We start from the raw sequence: 21,136 nt of genomic DNA, 5'->3' as shown, positions 1-21,136 counted from the left end.
CCGTCATTGCCTTCCGTTCCGCGACGTGGCTTCATTGGCGGTGAGAGTTGCGGAGCCCACCAATGATCGATCTCGCCACGTTGATAGCTTATGTCGCGGTTGTGCTTGGCTTTGTCTTCATCCCAGGTCCCGCCACTCTTCTGACGGTGGCGCGGGCAACCAGTTCCGGAACCAGGGTGGGCATTGCGACCGGCGCCGGGATCGCGGCCGGCGACGTGGTTCACACCTTCATGGCGATCGTCGGCATTTCGGCGATCATTGCCACGTCGGCGGCGCTTTTCAGCATCGTGAAGTACATCGGCGCAGCCTACCTCATTTATCTCGGCATTCGCGCGATCATCGAGAAAACGCCTGCCTATCCGGCCGCCAGCGCACTTGCGATCCCCGCTGCCAAAGCATTTCGGCAGGCTGTTTTGACCGAGGTTCTCAATCCCAAGACCGCGCTTTTCTTCCTCGCATTTCTTCCGCAGTTCGTGCGGCCTGAAAACGGATCGGTGATGCTTCAACTGGCAATATTGGGCGTCATCTTTGTTCTGTTGGGCCTCGTCAGCACGGTGGTTTTCGCCGTGGGTGCGGGCGGCCTCGGTGCATTCATGCGCCGAAACCCGACGGTGCTGAGATGGCAAGGCAAGGCTGTCGGCGGTATCTATTGCGCCTTAGGCATCCGGCTGGCGCTGCAACAGCGCTAGGGTCTCGACAGGCGACGAGCCGTACGAGGCTTCGGATAATGGGCAGGCACAGCTGATTTTCCGCTCGCAATTGCAAAGGCCGCGCGCTACCCAGTGCGCGGCCTTTTCACAGCCGCGCCAACACACAATCACCCAGGGATCTGCCATGTTGCTCGTCGATGTCTATCTCGACAAATCGCCCATCCAGGGCATCGGCGTCTTTGCCAAGAACCACATTGCCCGCGGCACGCTGGTCTGGAAGCTCGACCCAAAATACGACCGGCGCATCGAGGTGGAGACCTATGAGCGGGAAACCGGGCCGGTCAAAACCTATCTCGACCGCTACGCCTATCCGGACCGGCGCGACCCGAACTACATCGTCTTCGAAGCCGACGATGCGCGCTACATGAACCATGCCGACGACCCGAATTGCGATGTCTCGCAGCCGGAGGAGACCTATGCCTTGCGCGACATTGCGCCCGGCGAGGAAATGACCTGCGACTACAATCACTTCTTCGAAACCGGCTTCGACTTTCTCGGCGACCGCTGACGCAACGGCCGTCAGCTCGACGGCTTCTTACGCGCCGGATAGCCGTTGGGGTGCGGCGGCACGGCTTTCAGGTAGGCGGCGATCGCCGCGCGGTCCTCCGGGGTCAGCACGGCCATGTTCCGCTGCACGTCGACCATGGCGCCGCCGACCGTATCGAAATCCGGCGTGAAGCCGGTTTCGAGATAGTTGGCGATGTCGGCCTCGGACCAGTCCGCGATGCCGCCCTCGCCCGACGTGATGTTCGGCACGATGCCGCTGCCTTCGGCGGCGGCCGCACCTGCCAGCCATTGGCTCTTCCTGGTGCCGCCGGTAAGATCCCGCGGCGTGTGGCATTCGCCGCAATGGCCGGGGCCTTCGACCAGATAGCGGCCGGCCTGCACCGGCTGCGGCGTGCCGTCGGCGAAGGAAACGACCGGCTGGTCGCTCAAATAGAGCAATTTCCACAGACCAAGGCCGCGTCGGACGTTGAAGGGAAACCCCAGCGAATTGGCGGGCGCCTTGCCGGCGACCGCGGGCAAGGTCTTCAGGAAAGCGTAGAGATCGGCAATGTCGGCCGGCTTCATGCGCGCGTAGGAGGTATAGGGAAATGCCGGATAGAGATGCTCGCCCGACGGCGACACGCCCTTCAGCATGGCGTTGGCAAGATCCTCGACCGACCAGGCGCCGATGCCGTCCCTGGTATCCTGCGATATGTTCGGCGGCACGAAGGTGCCGAATGGCGTCTTGAGTTCAAGGCCGCCCGCCAGCTGAAGACGGGCGTCGCCTTGCGAGCCAGGCTTGGCATGACAGGATGTGCAGCCGCCGGCGTAGAAGATGCGCTTGCCCCTGGCGGCGTCGCCAGGACCAAGCTCAGCCAGCGTTGCGGCATCGAGCCTGACCGGAGCCGACAGGAACCAGCCGGCAATCGCGGCCGCGCCGCCCAGAACGAAGGCGGCGCCGACAAGTTTCTTCAGCAAGCGCATTGCCCGCTATCAGCCTTTTTTCACCCGGTAGTTTTGATGACAGTTGCCGCAGCCGCCGCCGATGGTGTTGAACTGCGCCTTCAACGCGTCGGCATCCGCAGGTGCTGCGGCGACCGCCGCCTTGACGTCGGCGAGGTACTTGCCTTCAGCCGTCTTGAAGCCGGCCATGTCCTGCCAGATTTTTGGGGACGCCGTGGTGTCGCCGGTGTCGCTGCCCGCCGGGAAAAGCGTGTCGACGCCGGCATGGAATTTCTCGGCATTGACCTGCAGTGCCTGCAACGCCGTCAGCACCGAAGCTGCGTCGTAGGGCGTCTCGCCCTTGACCACTTTCGACAAGCCGGCGGCGATCTTGCCACGTTCCTTCATCAGGGCCTGCCGGTCGGCTACCGGGTCGGCAAATGCCGCCGAACCGGCGAAGGCGAGCATCGAGATGGCGAGGATAAGCTTTCTCATTCACTTGGCTCCATGTTGAAGGCAATTCAGGATGCGGCCCCACCCCGATGACAAACGGCAAGGATGGCTTAAAAATTCCGACGCTTCGCCTCACGCTTGCGTGAAATTTTTGCAGCTGTCGTTCTGATGCTGAAAAAGAAAAGCCCCGGTTCTGCCGGGGCTTTCTGGAACGGATCAGGCCTTTTCGTAGAGCTCGAGCACATAGTCCCAGTTGATGAGACTGTCGACGAAGGCTTCGAGATATTTCGGCCGGGCGTTGCGATAATCGATGTAATAGGAATGTTCCCAGACATCGACGCCGAGGATCGGCGTTGCGCCATGGACGAGCGGGTTCTCGCCATTCGGCGTCTTCGAGATCGCCAGCTTGCCGTCCTTGACCGAGACCCAGGCCCAGCCCGAACCGAACTGGGTGGTGCCGGCGGCGATGAAGTCGGCCTTGAACTTGTCGTAGCCACCAAGATCGCTGTCGACCGCCTTTTGCAATGCGCCCGGCAGCTTGTTGCCACCGCCGCCCTTCTTCATCCATTTCCAGAAATGGATATGATTGTAGTGCTGGGCGGCATTGTTGAAGAGGCCCGCATTCTTGCCGAAGGACTGTTTGACGGCCTCTTCGACCGACAAATCGCCCATGCCCGCCTCGGCGGCCAGCTTGTTGCCGTTGTCGACATAGGCCTTGTGATGCTTGTCGTGGTGATATTCCAGCGTTTCCTTGGACATGTAAGGCTGCAAAGCCTCGTAATCATAGGGCAAGGCGGGCAATTCAAAAGCCATCGGTCGTACTCCCTCGTGGAAAAATCCGGTGTCGATACCGGACTAACATAGGACTGGATTGGTCTGGAACAACTCCGGAAACGAAGCGCCGGCCGCTTTTTAGCGGGTCAGCCGGGCGAAGTCGAATGCGCCCATTCCCAATAGAGTTCGCGCGCCTTCTTGGCGACCGGTCCGGGCTGCAGATTGCGATCCTCGATACGGGTGACCGGCACGACTTTCGAGTGGTTTCCCGTCGAGAAGATTTCGTCCGCCTCCAGGAAATCGCGGATCGACAGCGTCTTTTCCGTCGTCGTGAAACCGTATTCGCCTAGCAGGGCCATGGTGCGCGCGCGGGTAATGCCGGACAGGAAGGTGCCGTTCGGCGCCGGCGTCAGGACATGGCCGTCCTTGACCAGGAAAATATTCGAGGTCCCGGTCTCGGCGACATTGCCCAGCATGTCGAGCACGAGCGCATTGTCGAAGCCGCGCATCTTGGCTTCTAGGATGGCCCGGCCGTTGTTGGGATAAAGGCAGCCGGCCTTGGCGTTGGTCGGCATGGTTTCGATGGTCGGGCGCCGGAACGGCGACACCGTCACCGAAAACCCCGCCGGCGAGATCATCGGCGATTCGTAGAGGCAAAGGCAGAAACGCGTCGAGGCCGGGTCGGCCGGGACGCCCATATAGCCGCCATGCTCGGCCCAATACATCGGCCTGATATAGACCGCCGTCTTGCCGTCGAACTTCTTCAGCCCGTCCCAGGTCAGGCCGACGATCTTGTCGGTGCTCATCGTCGGCTTCAGGCCGAGCGCGATCGCCGAGGCGTTCACCCTCGCTGCATGGCGATCGAGATCGGGAGCGACGCCCTCGAACCAGCGGGCGCCGTCGAACACGCTGGTGCCGAGCCACATGGCGTGGCTGCGCGGCCCTAGAACGGCAATATTGCCCTCGTACCAGTCGCCGTCGACGAAGGTCCATGTCGCGGATTGCGCCGCAGTCGCCAATGTCATTGCCAGGTTCCGTTCGATGCTTGTTGCGGCGCATTGGAAGATGCTTTGGCGGCCGCCGTCAACCGGCTTGGCTGAGATTTGTTAAGGCCAGCGGGCTGGCGGACTGCAATCAGCGCTTGCGCCTTGCCTTACGCGGCCTCAAAACTGTCGAATGCAGTTCGCGGCTTACGTTTTCGATGCCTATGGCACGCTGTTCGACGTGCATGCGGCCGTGCGCCGTCACGCCGACCAGATCGGGCCGGACGGCCAGTTGCTGTCCGATATCTGGCGCGCCAAGCAGCTGGAATATTCCTGGGTCAGGACGCTGATGGGGGCCTATGCCGATTTCTGGCAGCTCACCGAGCAGGCGCTCGATTTCGCCCTGCGCAAGGTTCCGTCCGCCGATGCCGGACTGAAAGCGAAGCTGCTCGAGGCTTATTGGCGGCTGGACTGCTATCCGGAGGTGCCGGCCGTGCTCAAGGCGCTCAAGGCATCGGGGGCAAGGCTGGCGATCCTGTCCAACGGTTCGCCTGAAATGCTGGAGGCGGCCGTCAAGTCCGCCGCGCTCGACCAGGTCCTGGACGACGTCTTTTCCGTCGACAGCGTCAGGCGCTTCAAGACCGATCCGTCGGTCTACGACATGGTCACCACGGGCTGGCGCCTCTATCCGGACGCTGTCTCTTTCCAGTCATCCAACCGCTGGGACATCGCCGGCGCCACCAAATTCGGCTTCAGGACGGTGTGGATCAACCGCGCCAATCAGCCAGAGGAATACCGGGATTTTCCACCGGCCCTGATCCTGCCGTCCCTTGAAGGTCTGGTCGCCGGGGGGTGACACCGGAAATGTTGCGTCGGCGCAACAGTGACGATCCAGTCACAGCTTTGCCTTTGTTTGTCCACCCTGCGGCCAGAATTGGAACCGCCTATCGCGCCGGGCATTGCTCGGCACCTGCGCAACAGGACGCATTTATGCTTTGTTGCGATTTGAGACTTAAAAAAGGCAATCATGTTCACACCCCAATCGTCCTCTCTGCGCCTTAGCCGTCGCGGTTTCCTCAACGCAGCAGCCCTTGGCGCCGCCTCGATCGCGGTCTCCAGTTGCACCACCCTGTCGCAGCAGCCGGTCGAGCCACCGCCGCCGACCTATGTCGAGCCGGCGCTCGGCGACTATGTGACGATGTATGGGCCGATGTCGGATGGCGGCTTCGAGCTGCCGGCCATACCGGTCGACAAGATCGACCCGCAGTTCCTGCGCCAGATCGTGGACGATCCGACCGGTCAGCAGCCGGGCACCATCGTCGTCGACACCACCAACCACTTCCTCTACCTGGTGCGCCCGGGCGGCCAGGCGATCCGCTACGGCGTCGGCCTCGGCCGCGCCGGCTTCGAATGGTCGGGCGATGCGGTGGTCCAATGGAAGCAGAAATGGCCGAAATGGACGCCGCCGGACGAAATGATCGTCCGCCAGCCCGAACTAAGACCGTACAGCGCCGACAATGGCGGCATGCCCGGCGGGCTCAAGAACCCGCTTGGCGCGCGGGCGCTTTATCTCTTCCAGGGCAACCAGGACACGCTCTACCGCTTGCACGGTTCGCCGGAATGGCGGTCGATCGGCAAGTCGGTGTCGTCGGGCTGTGTGCGCCTGATGAACCAGGACATTATCGACCTCTACGATCGTGTGCCGAACAAGACCCCGGTCGTGGTGACGGCCGACATCGGCCAGCCGATGGTGGCGACAGCAAACCGCAAAGCCATCCCGATCGACGCCGGCGTGCCGGAAGGATCGATCCTGCTCGGCCCGATAAAAGCGGTGACCAACTCGATCTTCTGAGCTGGCCGAAAGCGCGGGGGCGGAATTGCTCACGGCTCCTGCTGGTTTTGCCGAGCGTCGGCTTGCCCGTTCCGGTGCCCGCCTTTGGATTTGATGCCTACGTTGAGGCGGACTTTGCCGCACGTGTGTGCAGACGCCACCAGTGACAGCTCATGACCCAGAGCGGACATTTCGCGCTCAGAAGGGATTATCACGGTGATCGGAGGGATACCCCTCCTGTCATCCTGACCGTATTTGTGCTGGATGCGCTCTGACAGGTGCGATGCCGTGGCAGGTTTTTGTAGACCTTGGCGAGAAGGAATGATCCAAAATGTAACCCTGGCCATGCCAATTGCTTCAACGATCGATGCAATCCACTCAGAGCAGGTTGATCGCAATTTGCACGTTGCCGCGCGTCGCTTTCGAGTACGGACAAATGTCGTGCGCCTCGTCGATCAGGGCTCGTGCGGTATTGTACTCCACGCCGGGCAGGCTGACGTTGAGCCGAGTGCTGAGAGAGTAGCCGTCGTCCCCGAGATTCAGATCAACCTCGGCATCGATTCTCACTCCGGCCGGCAGCGTAATTTTTTGTTCGTGAGCCACAGACGCAACCGCGCTTGCGAAGCTGGCCGACCAGCCGGCTGCAAGCAGTTGCTCCGGGTTGGTGCCGATGCGCGCCGATCCGGGTATGGAAAGCCTGATGTCCAGAAGGCCATCAGAGCTGCGCGAGGTGCCATTCTCGCGGCCACCTGTGGTTGCGGTCCTGGCCGTGTAAACAACCCTTGCGATCGGGTTCATAGGCATTCTTTTGGTGGTTGTCGTACCTGCCGGAGGGGCGGTGCCGCGAACTCGATCACGCGTCGACCTCGACAACGGCGTCGGCAAAGGCCTGTGGTGCTTCCTGAGGTAGGTTGTGTCCAATGCCGCCCATGACTACCCGGTGGCTATATCTGCCTGAAAACATCTTGGCGTAAGCGCTGGCGTCCGGATGCGGCGCGCCATTGGCGTCGCCCTCGAGCGTCATCGTGGGCACGGAGATGACGGGTGCCTGAGCAAGCCGCTGCTCCAGTGAATCATATTGCGCCTCGCCTTCTGCCAGGCCGAGCCGCCAGCGATAATTGTGGATGACGATCGCGACGTGATCCGGATTGTCCAAGGCCGCAGCACTCCGCTCGAACGTGGGCTCATCGAAATTCCATTGCGGCGAGGCGAGCTGCCAAATCAGCCTGGCGAAATCGCGCGTATATTTCTCGTAGCCGACACGGCCGCGATCGGTAGCGAAGTAATATTGGTACCACCATTGCAGCTCGGCCTTCGGCGGCAGCGGCAGTTTGCCGGCTTGCTGGTTGCCGATGAGATAGCCGCTCACCGAGACCATCGCCTTGCAGCGTTCCGGCCACAGGGCGGCGATGATGTTCGCCGTCCGAGCGCCCCAGTCGCAGCCGGCAATCGTCGCCTTCTCGATACCCAGCGCATCCATCAGCGCGACGATGTCGGCAGCGATGGCCGACTGCTGACCATTGCGCATCGTCTCGTCCGACAGGAACCGCGTCGTGCCGTATCCGCGCAGGTAGGGCACGATCACGCGGCGGCCTTTCGCCGCCAGAATGGGCGCAACGTCGACATATGTGTGGATGTCGTAAGGCCAGCCATGGAGAAGGATAACGGGCGGACCGTCGGCAGGGCCGGCCTCTGCATAGCCGACATTAAGGACACCGGCATCGATCTGCCTGGGTTCGCCGAACGAGTTCTTTGCCGTGTGCATCGCAGAGGCCGTCGTCTGGTCGACTCCGCTGGGCGCCGCCTTCGCTGTCGCGGTCATGCCGAGTTCGGCAAGCGTCATGCCCATTGCGGCTGCACCGATCAGGCGACGGCGGCGCTCATCGATTTTGTCGCAAACACTGATCGTGTTCATGGTGATGTCTCTTTGTGATGAGGCAATGTGCTTTGTTCCTGCGTAGTCACGAGACGAGCTGCTGGCCGCCGTCGACGTCGTATGTCGCGCCCGTCAGCGCCGTGTTGCTCATGATGTGAACGGCGAGCGCGGCGACATCAGCCGGTCCGACGACACGTCGGATTGGCAGCGTCGCGCGCAGTTCGTCGCGCCGCTTGTCGAGGTTGTCGCCGAGCAGCGACGCCGACGTGTCGACGAAGCCTGCGGCGATCAGGTTGACGCGTATCGGCGCGAGCTCGAGCGCGAGATTGGCGATGAGCGCGGGGAACGCGACGGTAACCGTCGAGACGATCGCGAGGCCTGGTTTTGGGCGGCGTGCGCCCGTGCCGCCCATGAATATCAGTGAGCCGGCCGACCCGACCTTGCCAGCGGCGCTGCGTGCCACATTGAGCGCGAGCAATAGGTGGTCCGTGAGATCGTGTCGTGCCTCCTCGGGAGGAATTTCGAGGGGTGAGCGATAATGGGGAGCGCCGGCAGTAACCATCACATGGTCGATCAAGTCCGGCAGATCTTGAAAGAACGACTTCAGCTGGGTCGCATCGTTGGCGTCGAAGGCGGCGGTGCCCTCAGCGCTAATCTCGCACGCTGCTTGATCGAGGCGGTCGCGATTGCGTCCGGTGAGGATGACGCGGGCGCCTTCGGCGCGGGCACGCCGGGCGGTCTCCAGACCGATGCCGGCGCTACCGCCGATGACGACGACGGTCTGGCCAAGAAGTTCAGGTTCGCGCTGAGTGGGGATGGCTGCGGTACTCATGATTTCCTCCGATAAAGGCCGTCAGGTCGCCACGATCTCCGCAGGCCGCGGACGAATACGGCGGCAGTGTGCCGCCGTCTGGAAGCTCGTCCTACTGCGGCAGTTCCTCGCCAGACTGCTCGGCCACCATGTATTCGGCGTACCAGTCCGGCCAGTTCTCGTCACGCTGGCCGCCGGTCCGCTTCTCGTGCTCTCCGTGGGCGACCGACGCGCGCCGCATTGCGGCGGCCAGGTCGCCCTCGGAGGCGAAGCTCGTCGCCTTCGAGTCGATCCGGCCCGGAAACCGGGTGGTGATCTCCTGGAGCAGCCAGCCGTTCCCGTCGGGATCGCTGAACGTTGCAAAGGAGACGTAGCTGCGTCCCTCCGGGTCCCGACCATTGACAGCAGGCTGTCCCGGACCGGCACGGTGGAACACTTCGCTCACATCTGCACCGTGAGCGATGAGCTCGGCGCGCGCCGCTACGATGTCGGACACGATGAGATAGAGACCCTGTGTCGACCCCGGCGCGGCCGAGGTGACACCCTTGCCGAAGTGGATCGAGCCAGGCGAGCCCGGAGGCGTGAACTGCACAACCCGGAACGTGTCGCCGACCGCGAAGTCGGCATCGAGCCGCCAGCCGAGGCCCTCGTAGAACTGCTTGGAGCGGTCGACGTCTGCGACCGGAATAACGACAACCTCGAACTTCAGGTCGACGGGACGTGCGCTTGCGGTGTCGGAGGTCTTTTCGCCCTGACGGGCCGTTGCGATGTCTGACATGGTCGTTTTCTTTCCAGTTGGGTGGGACCTGGTCCTGCCCGATCGTTGCCACGTAATGACCGAGCCTGTTCTGGATCTCTCTGCTGGATGTCGGCCAGAGCCAAGTTCTCTTCGACATATTTTGACGCGTCGAGCGCACGGAAACGGTCCGCCGGTGTGCAGAGTGAGATGCGCACGGTTAGCCATTCCCTCGCGTGTGAGATCGATCATCACTACGCCTCGGCGGCCGAGGTCTGGACGGCAGAAATCGAGTCGATGATTTCGTCTGTCGTGACAATCGCGCTGGCGTAGTTCGGCATGTTGATGTCGAGAGCCGCGTGCATCTCCTCATCCGAGTAGTCTGCCGTCGCGTCCCTCACCATGGTTACGTCGTAGCCGAGCTCGGCGGCGAAGCGAACGGTCGCTTCGACGCAGGTGTGTGCGATCAGTCCGATGACAATGAGTTTCTGGATTCCGTGCCTTTTCAGCTGCAGATCCAGATCCGTATTGGCGAACCCACTGGAACACCAATGTTCGGTGGCGACAGTTTCGCCTGGCTTGGGCTCGAACTCGGACCGAATCTCGCCGCCCCAGGTGCCGTATTCAAAGCTCTTGCTCTTCCATGCTCTCTTCTGGACGGGCGCGACGTAAGTCCATGTCTCATAGTCGCCCGGACGGTATCGATGATGCATTGCATAGAAGACGCGAAGCTTAGCTTGACGCGCGGCATTCAGGACTTGCAGCATGTGAGGCACGCAGCCGTTCGCCTCTGCGACAGCCCGGATGCGGGGCCATATCTTGCCCCCATCGGAAATGAAGTCGTTGTACGGATCGATCACCAGAAGTGCGGTGACCTCCCGGTCATGTGCGTGCCTCGTCATTGTGCCTCCTCCATGGAGCGGCTAGATCACAAGAAAGATGCTGCCGCTCAGTTCCTGAGCGCGGCTCGTTCGATGCTGGCCGCAAAAAGCGGCGTCTCGCCCTTGTTGTGAGCGATCGACATGGGCTGGCGCTGTGACCGAAGCACCTCGAACGGGATGCCCTGGCGCTCGAAGAAGGCCATGAATTCCTTCGTGGCCCAGGACCGGACGTGGTTGGTAAACTCACATCGGCGACTGTCGATAGCCTTGACGCTCAGCTCCCAATGCACATGGATCGTGGTGCGGCCCGTAGGCGTGAAGAGGTCTGAAACCGACTCCAGGATGAGGTGATCCTTGCGGCCGAGCGTCTCGACATAGTGTTGCACCATCAGGCTGCCGCCGATGATCTCGACATTGATCGACATGCGCTTGCCATCCGGCGCCGTCGTGAAACCGGCCGCTATGTGGGCGGGCGAACACCCCTGATATTCATGTTCCGACAGCGCGAAGCACCAGTTGGGAATGTCGATCTTCTCGATCGGCGCGTTGATGATAGCCGTAAAGCTTGAATCGACGATCTCATGATCCTCGACGGGGGCTGCCATCTTCGTGATGGGTTCGTGCGATGCGGAAGATTGCGCGATTGCTGACATGACGTTCTCCTTTGTCCCGGGCTCAATCGGGTTGCCTTGGACAGTCGAGCAGGTGTGACTGCAAGCGGAACCCTCTGGGGGTTCAGATTTGCTGGCGCAGCGGACGAAATGCCGTCCGGAGTTCGGCGGTGAAGGCCGCGGGCTGCTCCCAGGCTGCGAAATGGCCGCCCTTGAGGAGCCTGTTGTAATGGATAAGCTTCGGATACGCCTTTTCAGCCCAGCTCTGCGGCGCCTGGTAGATCTCGTCCGGGAAGGCGCTCACAGCGACCGGGATCTTGATGCCCCTGGGGTCGAAGAAGCCTCCCGTCGGGTGGTGCGCGTTGTCCCAGTAAAGACGCGCCGAGGAGATCGCCGTGTTGGTCAGCCAGTACATCGTGACATTGTCCAGGATATCATCCTTCGTCAGCCCTTCCGCCTGCCCGTCGAAGACGCGTGCGATCAGCTCGTAGCTGCGGATGTCGTGGTCGAGCATCCAGGCTGCGAGACCGACCGGCGAGTCGACGATGCCGTAGAGCGTCTGCGGGCGATTGTTCATCTCGATCGCGTAGCCCAGCCCGTTCTTGTAGAAGTCGTCGAGCTGGTCGTAGGCCCGCTTCTCGTCGGGCGAGAGGCCGGCGGGCGCCGGGCCGCCGGCGGCAAGCGCCTTCGAGATGTCGGCGGGCACGGTGGCAGCCATGTTGGTGTGGATGCCGAGCAAGCCCGGAGGCTCTTGCAGAGCCATCGTCTCCGACACGGCGTTGCCCCAGTCGCCGCCCTGTGCGACGTATTTCGTGTAGTCGAGACGCTGCATCAGCGTAGCCCACGCCTTGGCGATGCGGGCAGGGATCCAGCCAGGTGCCGTCGGCTTGCCGGAGAACCCATAGCCCGGCAAGGACGGGATCACCACGTGGAACGCATCCGCCTCGGTCCCGCCGTATGCAGTTGGATTGGTGAGTGGCTCGATGACCTTCAACTGCTCTATGATCGAGCCAGGCCAGCCATGCGTGACGATGATCGGCAGGGCATTCTCATGCCTGGAGCGGACATGGATGAAGTGGATGTCCAGCCCGTCGATCTCGGTGATGAACTGCGGCAGGGCATGGAGCCGGGTCTCCATCTTGCGCCAATCGTAATCCGTCGCCCAGTACTTCGCGAGCTTCTGCATTGTGGCGAGCTGCACGCCCTGGGTGTCGTCGGCCACATTCTCCTGGTCCGGCCAGCGGGTCGCGGCGACGCGTCGGCTAAGCTCGTCGATTTCCTCCTGAGGAAAGCTGACCTTGAAGGGCCGGATCGCATCGCCCGCGGCTGCGGCGACCGATGGGAGCAGGCTGGCAGTACCTACGGCGGCAATGCCCATTGCGGCCGTGCTCAAAACCAGGCGGCGGTCCTGATCGATTAGTTCGGGAGTCTTGGTCGTATTCATGGGTCTCTCCTGGGGGGTGCTCGGTGCTGCCGAAAACTTACGCCCGCAGGACGAGAATCGCCCGTTATTTGTTGTGAGCCCCCTGTTAGTCGCTGTCAGCGCTGGTGGCTCCGGGCAGCGGGGTCCTGCCACCGTTCGCCTATGGTGCAGGTGTTGTACTTGACTTAGACTATAAGCTTGGTGGCGGGCGGCTCCGAGAGAAGCGCCATGACGATAGTGGCAGGTCAGGCCAAGGACGGGCTGTCGTTCGGTCCTTTCCATCTGGTTGCGAGCGAAAGGCTCGTCACAAAAGACGGCGCTCCCTTGGCGCTGGGTTCGCGTGCACTGGACATTCTCATTGTCCTGATCTCCATGCCGAATGAAATCGTCGGCAAAAAGGATCTGATGTCACGGGTTTGGCCCGATGTCGTAGTCGAGGAAGGCAGCCTGCGGTTTCACATGACCAGGCTCCGCAAGGCGCTGGGTGACGGAAAGGACGGCGCACGATACATCGCGACACTACCAGGGCGGGGTTATTGCTTCATCGCGCCCGTCTCGCAGACCGGCGGTCCGCGCGATGAAGAGCCTGCAGCTGCCGCCAGTTTTCCGCACGCGAATCTTCCGAGCCGCTTGGGCCGAATGGTTGGCCGGGACGACGACGTTCTCCAGCTGTCGGCTCGACTGAATGCGTCGCGCTTCGTCACAATCGTTGGCGCGGGCGGCGTCGGCAAAACCACCGTCGCGATCGCGGTCGGACATCACCTCATTGACGCCTTCGCGGGCGCTGTGCTGTTCGTCGACCTGGGAATGCTCGGCGATCCCGACCTGGTGACGACAGCCGTCGCCTCCATGCTTGGGCTGTCGGTTCAATCGAGTGACGCGACGCCCAATCTGATCGCCTACCTGCGCAACAAGCGGATGCTTTTAATCCTCGACACCTGCGAGCATCTCGTCGATGCGGTGGCGCCTCTGGCCGCAAGCATCATCGACGCGGCGTCGCAGGTCCACATTCTGGCAACAAGTCGCGAAGCGCTTCGGGTCGAAGGCGAGCATATCTACCGATTGGATGCCCTTGCCTGTCCGCCGGACGACCCAAGGCTTACGGCGGCGGTTGTCCAGACGTTCCCGGCCATTCAACTGTTCGTGGAGCGCGCGGTGGCAAGTGGCGCGCGCTTGGATGTCAGCGATGCGGAAGCCCTGATCGTCGCAAGCATCTGTCGAAAGCTTGACGGTGTGGCGCTCGCAATCGAGTTGGCGGCCCGGCGGGTCGAGTCTTATGGATTGCAACAAACGGCCGCGCTTCTCGATCAACGTCTGACTTTGCTGTGGCTGGGATCGCGGACCGCGCCACCGCGTCAAAAGACCCTGCAGGCCACGCTGGATTGGAGCTTTGGGCTACTTACCGACCTGGAGCGCGCAGTGCTTCGCAGGCTCGCTGTATTCCTTGGTCATTTCACGCTCGATGCGGTCTTGGAAGTCGTTACAAGCGCTGCCCTCGACAGATCGACCGTTCTTAATGCCATGGATAGTCTTGTTGCCAAGTCGATCATAGCGACGCGCCCGCTCGGAGCGATGATGCGCTATCGGCTCCTGGATACCACGCGCGCCTACGTCCTCGATATCAGCATAGATGACGCCGAGGCCGCCGATCTGGCGGTGCGCCACGCAGCCTACTATCGAAGATGGCTTGAGCAAACAGGTATCGAGTGGCCAGGTCTGGCGACCGGCGAAGAGCGGGCTCCTCACTTCGCCGCCATCAACAATGTGCGGGCCGCTCTGGAATGGTGCTTCGGCGAGGGCGGAAACGCCGATATCGGCATCGGACTTGCCACTGCTGCCGCGCCTGTTTTCCTGGCGATGTCCTTGTTGCCGGAGTGTCATCGCTGGTCAGAACGCGCGATATTCGCTCTCGACGATGCCGCTCTTGGCGGACTTGACGAGATGCATCTCCAGGCAGCCTTGGGTGTGTCCCTGATGTTCATGCGGGGAGGACGTGATGCGGCGCGCGTCGCTCTGGAGAAAAGCCTGGCGATTGCCGAAGAACGCGGTGATACGTTGGATCAAGTGCGCCTGCTGGGTCCGCTCAACATGTTCCACCTGCGGACAGGCAATTTCGTGACCGCCCTCCAGTTTGCAAAACGCTGTTCAGCCATAGCCGCGACCCTGGAGGATCCGGTCGTGATTGCGTTGGCGCATACCATTCTGGGGATATCGCTTCACCTTCGTGGTGACCTGGCCGAAGCCCGCGCGGAGCTTGAGGCAGCGCTGGATCGTGGGCCACGCTCTCAGCGAACCACAACGGTCTATCTCGGTTTCGAGGGCAAAATCCTGGCCAAGGCTATCCTGGCGAGGAACCTTTGGCTGCAAGGCCATCCGGACCAAGCCATGGACCGTGCTCGACAGGCCGTCGAAGAGGCCGCCGCCATGGATCATTCGCTGACGCTGGCGATAGCCTTGATCTGGGGAATATCGGTATTCCTGTGGGCAGGCGAACTGGAGAGTGCTGAGGCATACATAGACATGCTCATTTCCCGCGCTGAATCCCATTCCATGGCTCCGTACCTGCTGGTTGGTCGAGGATTCAAAAGCGACGTCGCGATCGGTCAAGGCGACGCGCAAGGTGGTGTCGAGGGACTGCGAACTTCTCTCCAGAAGCTCCACGCGGCGCCTTACGAATTGCTCACAACTGCACTCAACCTCTCGCTGGTCAGGGGGTTGTCCGCGATCGGTCAGGTCGATGAAGCAATGGTGCTGATCGACGATTCACTTGGTCAAGTCGAAAAGAACGGCGACCTAATGTACCTTCCGGAGTTGCTGCGGATGAAGGGAAGCCTTATTCTCCAGGTGTCGGAACGCAATCGCGCCGAAGCCGAGACATGCCTGTTGCAGGCGCTGGAGTTGAGCCGCAGTCAGGGTGCGCGAGCATGGGAGCTGCGAACCGCAGTCGACATGGCGACGCTGATGGCCGGGCAAGGAGAAGCCGGCAGCGCTTGCGCGCTGTTACAGCCGGTATACGAGCAATTCGAGGAAGGCCTGAGTACAGCAGATTTGAAGGCCGCCGAGCGCCTGGTGGCGACGCTGAGCTAGCTACCGCCGATACGCGTTACACTTTTGCAGACGGCCCGACGGCAGCTATTGGCGCATAGCCGCCGTCCGCTGTCCTCCAGATCTGGCTACTGGCGCTTGATGTGTAAGACAGAATTACCAACACCGACGCCCGCCTTCGGGTCCGATGCCCCCTCACCTGCCCCTGGACAAGCTCCCCAAAATCCCGCGGACGATCGCCCGTCCGACCGACGACCCGACCGAGCGCACGACTGATTTGATCGCCGCCTCCGCCACCGTCTGGCGGTTGGAGGGGCGCGGCGCGCGGCGGCCGCCGGTCGGCTGGGGATCGTCATTGCCGAAGCCGGGAATAGTCCAGCGCGAACGGCCTGCGTCCTGTTGCTGCGCCTGTGCCTCCTGGGCGTCCTTAGCCTTTTTCTGCAGGATCTCGAAAGCCGATTCGCGATCGACGGTCTGGTCGTACTGTCCCGCAACCGGGCTCTCATTGATCAGCTTGCGGCGCTCTTCGGGCGTGATCGGGCCAAGCCGCGAGGACGGCGGGCGGATCAGCGTTCGCTGCACCATGGAGGGCACGCCCTTGGCTTCCAGCGTCGAGACAAGCGCCTCGCCGGTGCCGAGCTGCGTGATCACGGTTGCGCAGTCGAAATCGGGATTGGGCCTGAACGTCTCGGCCGCCGTCTTGACGGCCTTCTGTTCGCGCGGCGTATAGGCACGAAGTGCGTGCTGCACGCGGTTGCCCAACTGGGCCAGCACCGTTTCGGGGATATCCAGCGGATTTTGCGTGACGAAATAAACGCCGACGCCCTTCGAACGGATCAGCCGGACCACCTGCTCGACGCGGTCGATCAGCACCTTCGGCGCGTCGTCGAACAAAAGATGCGCCTCGTCGAAGAAGAAGACCAGCTTCGGCTTGTCGGGATCGCCGACCTCGGGCAGTTCCTCGAACAGTTCCGATATCAGCCATAGAAGGAACGTCGCATAGAGCCGCGGATTCATCATCAGCTTGTCGGCGGCGAGCACGCTGATGGCGCCGCGTCCATCGCGCGTGGTGCGCATGATGTCGGATATCCGCATTGCCGGCTCGCCGAAGAAATTGGCAGCGCCCTGCTGCTCCAGGACCAGCAGCGTGCGCTGGATCGCGCCGACCGAAGGTTTCGTAACATTGCCGTAGCGGGCGCCGATCTCTTCGGCGCGGTCGGCGATATTGGCGAGCAGTGACTGCAGGTCCTTCAAATCGAGCAGCAGAAGGCCTTCCTCGTCGGCGATGCGGAAGGCGATGTTCATGATGCCTTCCTGCGCCTCGGAAAGGTTCATCAGCCGCGACAGAAGCAGTGGGCCCATCTCCGAGATGGTGGCGCGGATCGGGTGGCCCTGCTCGCCGAACAGATCCCAGAAGATAACCGGGAATTCCTGGAATTCATAGGGATCGAGCTTGACCTGCTCGGCCCGCTTGACCAGGAAATCCTGCGCTGTGCCCATCATGGCGATACCCGACAGGTCGCCCTTGATGTCGGCGCAGAATACCGGCACGCCGGCGTTGGAGAAACCCTCGGCCAATATCTGCAGGGTCACCGTCTTGCCGGTGCCGGTCGCGCCGGTGACCAGGCCGTGACGATTGCCATATTGCAGCAAAAGCTGTTCGGGCCGCTGATAGCTGTCGTCCGGCTTGCGGCTGGCCCCTATGAAGATACTGGTATCGTCGGCCATGTGTCCGGTCTCCGCAAACCTATAGGGTTGAATGCCCTGATCCCTTGAAGAAAAGGGAGCCCCGCCGCAGGTATAGTGAGGCCGTTGCGCAGCGACAATGGGCATCGCCGAAAATGGCTTTTTGGAGCTTGCGGAACCCGCCCATGTTTGGCAATCGGTTGACGGTCACCGTCACGGAAGGCGTGTTGCACGGGACGTGTGCTGCATTGTGATATCGGGCCGGGGACCGTAGACTGACATAGTCGGCCGCTGCGGCCGCTAGAACGAGGAGAACCGATGGGCGCCGGTGCCTTGACCCAGGATGCCGAACTTCCGAACGTCGACCGGCAACGATGGCTGGCGCTGGCGGAGAAGGCGCTGGCCGGCGGGTCCTTCGAGGAAAAGCTCGTCTCGCATACGGACGACGCCATCCGCATCGAGCCGCTCTACGAGCGTTCGGTAAGCGCCGAGCCTGTCGTGCGCGCCAACCCGGGATCACCGTGGATCGTCAGCCAGCGCATCGACGATCCGGACATAGGCCGCGCCAGTGCGCAGGCGCTGGAAGACGTCGCGCAGGGTGCCACCGGACTGTCGCTTGTCTTCGAGGGTGCGCCGAACGCCTTCGGCTATGGCTTGCCGAGGACGGCGGAGGCGCTGGAGGGCGTGCTCGACGGCGTACCGCTCAACCGCATCCAGATCCGCATCGACGCCCATCCCTGGAGCCGTGCCGTGGCCGACTGGCTGGTGGCGTTTTTGACCAAGCGCCGCTCCGACCCGGCAAAGCTCAACCTCTCCTTCGGCATCGATCCGGCGGCGATCTTTGCCGGGACCGGCAGGCTGCGCATGTCGATCGAGGCTTTACAGGCTTCGATGCCGCAATCGCTGGCGCATTTCTTTTCGATGGGTTTGCCCGGCGTGCTGCTGGAGGCCGACGGGCGGGTATTCCACAATGCCGGCGCCACCGAGGCGCAGGAGCTTGGCACCATGCTCGCCTCGGCCGTCTCCTATTTGAGGCTGTTCGAGAAGGCGCGCCAGCCGCTCGTCTACGCGGCGCCGCATATCGGTTTTGCGCTCAGCGTCGATCAGGACCAGTTCGTTTCGACGGCCAAGGTCAGGGCGTTGCGCAGGCTGTGGGCGCGTGTCCAGGAGGCCTGCTCGATACCGCCCTCCACCGCCAGCATCCATGCCGAAACCTCCTTCCGGATGATGACGGCGGCCGACCCGGAAACCAACATCCTGCGCACCACCATCGCCGCTTTCGCGGCTGCCGCCGGCGGCGCGGATTCGATCGCCATCCTGCCGCACACCATCGCGCACGGCCTGCCGGCGGGGTTTGCTCGCCGCGTTGCCCGCAACGCGCAACTGATCATGGCCAATGAAAGCCACATCGACCACGTCGCCGATCCAGCTTGCGGTTCGGGCGCCGTCGAAGCGCTGACTGCGGAGCTCTGCGCGGCGGCCTGGCAGGAGTTCCAGCAGATCGAGGCGGAAGGCGGCGTGCTGACCAGCCTTGAGCAAGGCCACATCCAGAGACGCGTCCAGGCAGCTTCCGCCCGCCGCAACGCTGCCTACCAGGCCGGCGAACGGGCGATCGTCGGCACGACGCTGCACCCGTCGAAAACCGAGCGTCCGGTCGAGACGCTGGCGGCGGAGCGGCGGCCTGCCTTCACCGAAGGCGTTGCGGTGTGCGAGCCGCTATTTCCGATCCGTATCGATCAGTCGATCGGAGCCGTACCATGATCCCGGATTTCAGCCAGATCGGCTGGTCGCCGCCACGGCGGGTGCCGGTCGAGGTCAAAGGCCAGCGGATGACGCCGGAAGGCATCGCCGTCAAGCATCTCTACAACCAGGGCGATCTCAAGGGCTTGCCACATCTCGATACCTATCCGGGCCTGCCGCCCTTCGTGCGCGGCCCCTATCCGACGATGTATGTCCAGCAACCCTGGACGATTCGGCAATATGCCGGCTTCTCGACTGCCGAAGAGTCCAACGCCTTCTACCGTCGCAACCTTGCCGCCGGCCAGAAGGGCCTGTCGGTCGCCTTCGATCTCGCCACGCATCGCGGCTACGACAGCGACCATCCGCGCGTCGCCGGCGATGTCGGCATGGCCGGCGTGGCCATCGATTCCATTCTCGACATGCGCCAGCTGTTCGACGGCATCCCGCTGGATGAGATGACGGTGTCGATGACGATGAATGGCGCGGTGCTGCCGATCATGGCGCTCTATATCGTCGCGGCGGAGGAACAGGGCGTCGCGCAGAAGGATCTCACCGGGACCATTCAGAACGACATCCTGAAAGAGTTCATGGTACGCAACACCTACATCTATCCGCCAAAACCCTCGATGCGGATCGTGTCGGACATTTTTTCCTACACGTCGAAGCACATGCCGAAGTTCAATTCGATCTCTATCTCCGGCTACCACATGCAGGAGGCAGGTGCGACGGCGGATCTCGAGCTCGCCTACACGATTGCCGACGGTATCGAATATGCGCGCGCCGGCGTCGCGGCCGGCCTCGACATCGACCGTTTCGCGCCGCGCCTTTCCTTCTTCTGGGCGATCGGCATGAATTTCTTCATGGAAGTCGCCAAGCTGAGAGCAGCGCGCCTTTTGTGGGCCAGCCTGATGCTGAAGAACTTTTCGCCGAAAGACGAGCGCTCGCTGTCGCTGCGCACCCATTGCCAGACTTCGGGCTGGTCGCTGACGGCGCAGGATCCCTACAACAACATCATCCGCACCATGATCGAGGCGATGGCCGCCACTCAAGGCCACACGCAGTCGCTGCACACCAATTCCTTCGACGAGGCAATGGCGCTGCCGACCGACCATTCGGCCCGCATCGCCCGCAACACACAGCTCATCCTGCAGAAGGAATCCGGCACGACGCGCATTATCGACCCGTGGGGTGGCTCCGCCTATGTCGAACGGCTGACACATGATCTGGCGGCGCGCGCGCTTGCGCATATCGAGGAGGTCGAGAGCCTCGGCGGCATGGCCGCAGCGATCGAAAAGGGCCTACCGAAGCTGCGCATCGAAGAGGCTGCCGCGCGCACCCAGGCGCGCATCGATTCCGGCGAACAGATCGTGGTCGGTGTCAATGCCCAGCGTCCCGGCACGGACATCGAAGTCGACGTGCTGAAGATCGACAATGCCGAAGTCAGGGCGCGGCAATTGTCGAAGCTGCAGCGGCTGAAAGGCACGCGTGACGTCGCCGCCGTCGAGAGCGCGCTCGATGCGCTTACCCGTGCTGCCGGGAGTAACGCAAACCTGCTGGAATTCGCCATCCGGGCCGCACGCGCCAACGCCACCGTCGGCGAGATTTCGCTGGCGCTGGAAAAGGTTTTCGGCCGCCATGTCGCCTCGGTGCAGACGATCTCCGGCGTCTATCGCAACGCGCTCGGAGACAATCCGGTGGTCGACCGGCTGCAGGACAAGATCGTCGCGTTCGAGGAGAAGTCCGGCGGCAAGCCGCGCATTCTGGTCGCCAAAATGGGGCAAGACGGCCATGATCGCGGCCAGAAAGTGATCGCCACCGCCTTTGCCGACCTAGGCTTCGACGTCACCGTCGGGCCGATGTTCCAGACGCCGGACGAGATCGCCAGGCTGGCCGTCGAGCATGACGTGCACATCGTCGGCGCCTCGTCGCTGGCAGCAGGCCATTTGACGCTCATTCCCGAACTCAGGCTTGCACTGAAGAAGTTGGGCCGCGAAGACATGCTGATCGTCGCCGGCGGCGTCATCCCGCCGCAGGATTACGACTCAGTCCGGCAGGCAGGCGCCACTGAAATCTTCCCGCCCGGCACGGTCATCCCGGAAGCGGCGGAGCGGCTGATGGACCGGCTGCTGCAGGCCGGCTGACGCTTTG

Annotated in this window: 19 protein-coding genes; 7 read left to right on the top strand and 12 right to left on the bottom strand. The window is 62.5% G+C overall.

Annotated features, from left to right (window positions below):
* The first annotated feature begins 62 nt into the window (after nucleotides 1-62).
* Both NKJ23_RS07940 and NKJ23_RS07935 read left to right on the top strand, forming a co-directional pair.
* Nucleotides 63-689: a LysE family translocator gene (locus NKJ23_RS07940; protein WP_352679744.1), complete on the top strand. Its 627-nt coding sequence runs from the start codon at nucleotides 63-65 to the stop codon at nucleotides 687-689.
* A gap of 145 nt (nucleotides 690-834) precedes the next feature.
* Nucleotides 835-1,218, top strand: coding sequence for an SET domain-containing protein (locus tag NKJ23_RS07935; protein WP_352470993.1), 384 nt, complete (start codon nucleotides 835-837; stop codon nucleotides 1,216-1,218).
* A gap of 11 nt (nucleotides 1,219-1,229) precedes the next feature.
* On the opposite strand, the gene NKJ23_RS07930 is transcribed toward NKJ23_RS07935, so the two are convergent.
* The 4 genes from NKJ23_RS07930 to NKJ23_RS07915 form a co-directional block, all read right to left on the bottom strand.
* Entirely contained in the window at nucleotides 1,230-2,180 is a 951-nt protein-coding gene (locus tag NKJ23_RS07930) for a cytochrome c (RefSeq protein ID WP_352679741.1), read from the bottom strand.
* Nucleotides 2,181-2,189: 9 nt separating this feature from the next.
* Nucleotides 2,190-2,633, bottom strand: a complete 444-nt coding sequence (locus NKJ23_RS07925) for a c-type cytochrome (RefSeq protein ID WP_352449059.1) — start codon at nucleotides 2,631-2,633, stop codon at nucleotides 2,190-2,192.
* A gap of 174 nt (nucleotides 2,634-2,807) precedes the next feature.
* A complete protein-coding gene (locus NKJ23_RS07920; protein WP_023677850.1) occupies nucleotides 2,808-3,404 on the bottom strand; it encodes a superoxide dismutase in 597 nt (198 codons plus the stop codon).
* Nucleotides 3,405-3,511: 107 nt separating this feature from the next.
* Nucleotides 3,512-4,390 (bottom strand): branched-chain amino acid aminotransferase, encoded by an 879-nt coding sequence (locus tag NKJ23_RS07915; protein WP_352679739.1) that lies wholly within the window; start codon nucleotides 4,388-4,390, stop codon nucleotides 3,512-3,514.
* Nucleotides 4,391-4,541: 151 nt separating this feature from the next.
* Between NKJ23_RS07915 and NKJ23_RS07910 the strand changes: the two genes are divergently transcribed.
* Together NKJ23_RS07910 and NKJ23_RS07905 are read left to right on the top strand one after the other, a co-directional pair.
* Nucleotides 4,542-5,204 carry a haloacid dehalogenase type II gene (locus NKJ23_RS07910; protein WP_352679737.1) on the top strand — a complete coding sequence of 221 codons (663 nt, stop codon included), beginning with the start codon at nucleotides 4,542-4,544 and terminating at the stop codon, nucleotides 5,202-5,204.
* Nucleotides 5,205-5,375: 171 nt separating this feature from the next.
* A complete protein-coding gene (locus tag NKJ23_RS07905; RefSeq protein ID WP_352679734.1) occupies nucleotides 5,376-6,200 on the top strand; it encodes a L,D-transpeptidase in 825 nt (274 codons plus the stop codon).
* A 357-nt stretch (nucleotides 6,201-6,557) separates the two neighbouring features.
* Here NKJ23_RS07905 and NKJ23_RS07900 read toward each other — a convergent pair whose 3' ends face one another.
* From NKJ23_RS07900 to NKJ23_RS07870, 7 genes are all read right to left on the bottom strand, one after another.
* Nucleotides 6,558-6,977 carry an Ohr family peroxiredoxin gene (locus tag NKJ23_RS07900; protein WP_352679731.1) on the bottom strand — a complete coding sequence of 140 codons (420 nt, stop codon included), beginning with the start codon at nucleotides 6,975-6,977 and terminating at the stop codon, nucleotides 6,558-6,560.
* Nucleotides 6,978-7,032: 55 nt separating this feature from the next.
* The gene (locus NKJ23_RS07895) at nucleotides 7,033-8,094 is read right to left on the bottom strand and encodes an alpha/beta fold hydrolase (RefSeq protein WP_352679728.1); all 1,062 of its coding nucleotides are present in this window, start codon (nucleotides 8,092-8,094) and stop codon (nucleotides 7,033-7,035) included.
* Nucleotides 8,095-8,140: 46 nt separating this feature from the next.
* Complete coding sequence (locus NKJ23_RS07890; RefSeq protein WP_352679726.1) at nucleotides 8,141-8,887, bottom strand: SDR family oxidoreductase; 747 nt, start codon at nucleotides 8,885-8,887, stop codon at nucleotides 8,141-8,143.
* A gap of 91 nt (nucleotides 8,888-8,978) precedes the next feature.
* Complete coding sequence (locus NKJ23_RS07885; RefSeq protein ID WP_502902512.1) at nucleotides 8,979-9,635, bottom strand: VOC family protein; 657 nt, start codon at nucleotides 9,633-9,635, stop codon at nucleotides 8,979-8,981.
* Between the two features lie 221 nt (nucleotides 9,636-9,856).
* On the bottom strand, nucleotides 9,857-10,504 hold the full coding sequence (locus NKJ23_RS07880) for a cysteine hydrolase family protein (protein ID WP_352679720.1): 648 nt from the start codon (nucleotides 10,502-10,504) through the stop codon (nucleotides 9,857-9,859).
* Between the two features lie 47 nt (nucleotides 10,505-10,551).
* Nucleotides 10,552-11,088: a hypothetical protein gene (locus NKJ23_RS07875; RefSeq protein ID WP_352679875.1), complete on the bottom strand. Its 537-nt coding sequence runs from the start codon at nucleotides 11,086-11,088 to the stop codon at nucleotides 10,552-10,554.
* A 130-nt stretch (nucleotides 11,089-11,218) separates the two neighbouring features.
* Complete coding sequence (locus NKJ23_RS07870) at nucleotides 11,219-12,538, bottom strand: epoxide hydrolase family protein (protein ID WP_502902509.1); 1,320 nt, start codon at nucleotides 12,536-12,538, stop codon at nucleotides 11,219-11,221.
* 207 nt (nucleotides 12,539-12,745) lie between these two features.
* On the opposite strand from NKJ23_RS07870, the gene NKJ23_RS07865 reads away from it, so the two are divergent.
* The gene (locus NKJ23_RS07865) at nucleotides 12,746-15,604 is read left to right on the top strand and encodes an ATP-binding protein (RefSeq protein WP_352679717.1); all 2,859 of its coding nucleotides are present in this window, start codon (nucleotides 12,746-12,748) and stop codon (nucleotides 15,602-15,604) included.
* 153 nt (nucleotides 15,605-15,757) lie between these two features.
* Here NKJ23_RS07865 and NKJ23_RS07860 read toward each other — a convergent pair whose 3' ends face one another.
* Entirely contained in the window at nucleotides 15,758-17,290 is a 1,533-nt protein-coding gene (locus tag NKJ23_RS07860; protein ID WP_352679716.1) for a helicase HerA-like C-terminal domain-containing protein, read from the bottom strand.
* Between the two features lie 276 nt (nucleotides 17,291-17,566).
* Here NKJ23_RS07860 and NKJ23_RS07855 point away from each other — a divergent pair, with 276 nt between their 5' ends.
* Entirely contained in the window at nucleotides 17,567-19,009 is a 1,443-nt protein-coding gene (locus tag NKJ23_RS07855) for a methylmalonyl-CoA mutase subunit beta (protein WP_352679713.1), read from the top strand.
* Nucleotides 19,006-21,129 (top strand): methylmalonyl-CoA mutase, encoded by a 2,124-nt coding sequence (scpA, locus tag NKJ23_RS07850; RefSeq protein WP_352679710.1) that lies wholly within the window; start codon nucleotides 19,006-19,008, stop codon nucleotides 21,127-21,129. The genes NKJ23_RS07855 and scpA overlap by 4 nt, the downstream gene beginning before the upstream one ends.
* The last annotated feature ends 7 nt before the right edge of the window (nucleotides 21,130-21,136 follow it).

Origin of the sequence: Mesorhizobium sp. M0184 (assembly GCF_040322215.1) — a bacterium.
Lineage (GTDB): Bacteria > Pseudomonadota > Alphaproteobacteria > Rhizobiales > Rhizobiaceae > Mesorhizobium.
This window is presented reverse-complemented; position numbering and strand designations above follow the sequence as displayed.

Excerpts from the sequence above, each read along its gene's own strand:
- NKJ23_RS07940 (WP_352679744.1), top strand. The coding sequence starts at position 63 with ATGATCGATCTCGCCACGTTGATAGCTTATGTCGCGGTTGTGCTTGGC.
- NKJ23_RS07935 (WP_352470993.1), top strand. The coding sequence starts at position 835 with ATGTTGCTCGTCGATGTCTATCTCGACAAATCGCCCATCCAGGGCATC.
- NKJ23_RS07930 (WP_352679741.1), bottom strand. The coding sequence starts at position 2,180 with ATGCGCTTGCTGAAGAAACTTGTCGGCGCCGCCTTCGTTCTGGGCGGC.
- NKJ23_RS07925 (WP_352449059.1), bottom strand. The coding sequence starts at position 2,633 with ATGAGAAAGCTTATCCTCGCCATCTCGATGCTCGCCTTCGCCGGTTCG.
- NKJ23_RS07920 (WP_023677850.1), bottom strand. The coding sequence starts at position 3,404 with ATGGCTTTTGAATTGCCCGCCTTGCCCTATGATTACGAGGCTTTGCAG.
- NKJ23_RS07915 (WP_352679739.1), bottom strand. The coding sequence starts at position 4,390 with ATGACATTGGCGACTGCGGCGCAATCCGCGACATGGACCTTCGTCGAC.
- NKJ23_RS07910 (WP_352679737.1), top strand. The coding sequence starts at position 4,542 with ATGCAGTTCGCGGCTTACGTTTTCGATGCCTATGGCACGCTGTTCGAC.
- NKJ23_RS07905 (WP_352679734.1), top strand. The coding sequence starts at position 5,376 with ATGTTCACACCCCAATCGTCCTCTCTGCGCCTTAGCCGTCGCGGTTTC.
- NKJ23_RS07900 (WP_352679731.1), bottom strand. The coding sequence starts at position 6,977 with ATGAACCCGATCGCAAGGGTTGTTTACACGGCCAGGACCGCAACCACA.
- NKJ23_RS07895 (WP_352679728.1), bottom strand. The coding sequence starts at position 8,094 with ATGAACACGATCAGTGTTTGCGACAAAATCGATGAGCGCCGCCGTCGC.
- NKJ23_RS07890 (WP_352679726.1), bottom strand. The coding sequence starts at position 8,887 with ATGAGTACCGCAGCCATCCCCACTCAGCGCGAACCTGAACTTCTTGGC.
- NKJ23_RS07880 (WP_352679720.1), bottom strand. The coding sequence starts at position 10,504 with ATGACGAGGCACGCACATGACCGGGAGGTCACCGCACTTCTGGTGATC.
- NKJ23_RS07875 (WP_352679875.1), bottom strand. The coding sequence starts at position 11,088 with ATGGCAGCCCCCGTCGAGGATCATGAGATCGTCGATTCAAGCTTTACG.
- NKJ23_RS07870 (WP_502902509.1), bottom strand. The coding sequence starts at position 12,538 with ATGAATACGACCAAGACTCCCGAACTAATCGATCAGGACCGCCGCCTG.
- NKJ23_RS07865 (WP_352679717.1), top strand. The coding sequence starts at position 12,746 with ATGACGATAGTGGCAGGTCAGGCCAAGGACGGGCTGTCGTTCGGTCCT.
- NKJ23_RS07860 (WP_352679716.1), bottom strand. The coding sequence starts at position 17,290 with ATGGCCGACGATACCAGTATCTTCATAGGGGCCAGCCGCAAGCCGGAC.
- NKJ23_RS07855 (WP_352679713.1), top strand. The coding sequence starts at position 17,567 with ATGGGCGCCGGTGCCTTGACCCAGGATGCCGAACTTCCGAACGTCGAC.
- scpA (WP_352679710.1), top strand. The coding sequence starts at position 19,006 with ATGATCCCGGATTTCAGCCAGATCGGCTGGTCGCCGCCACGGCGGGTG.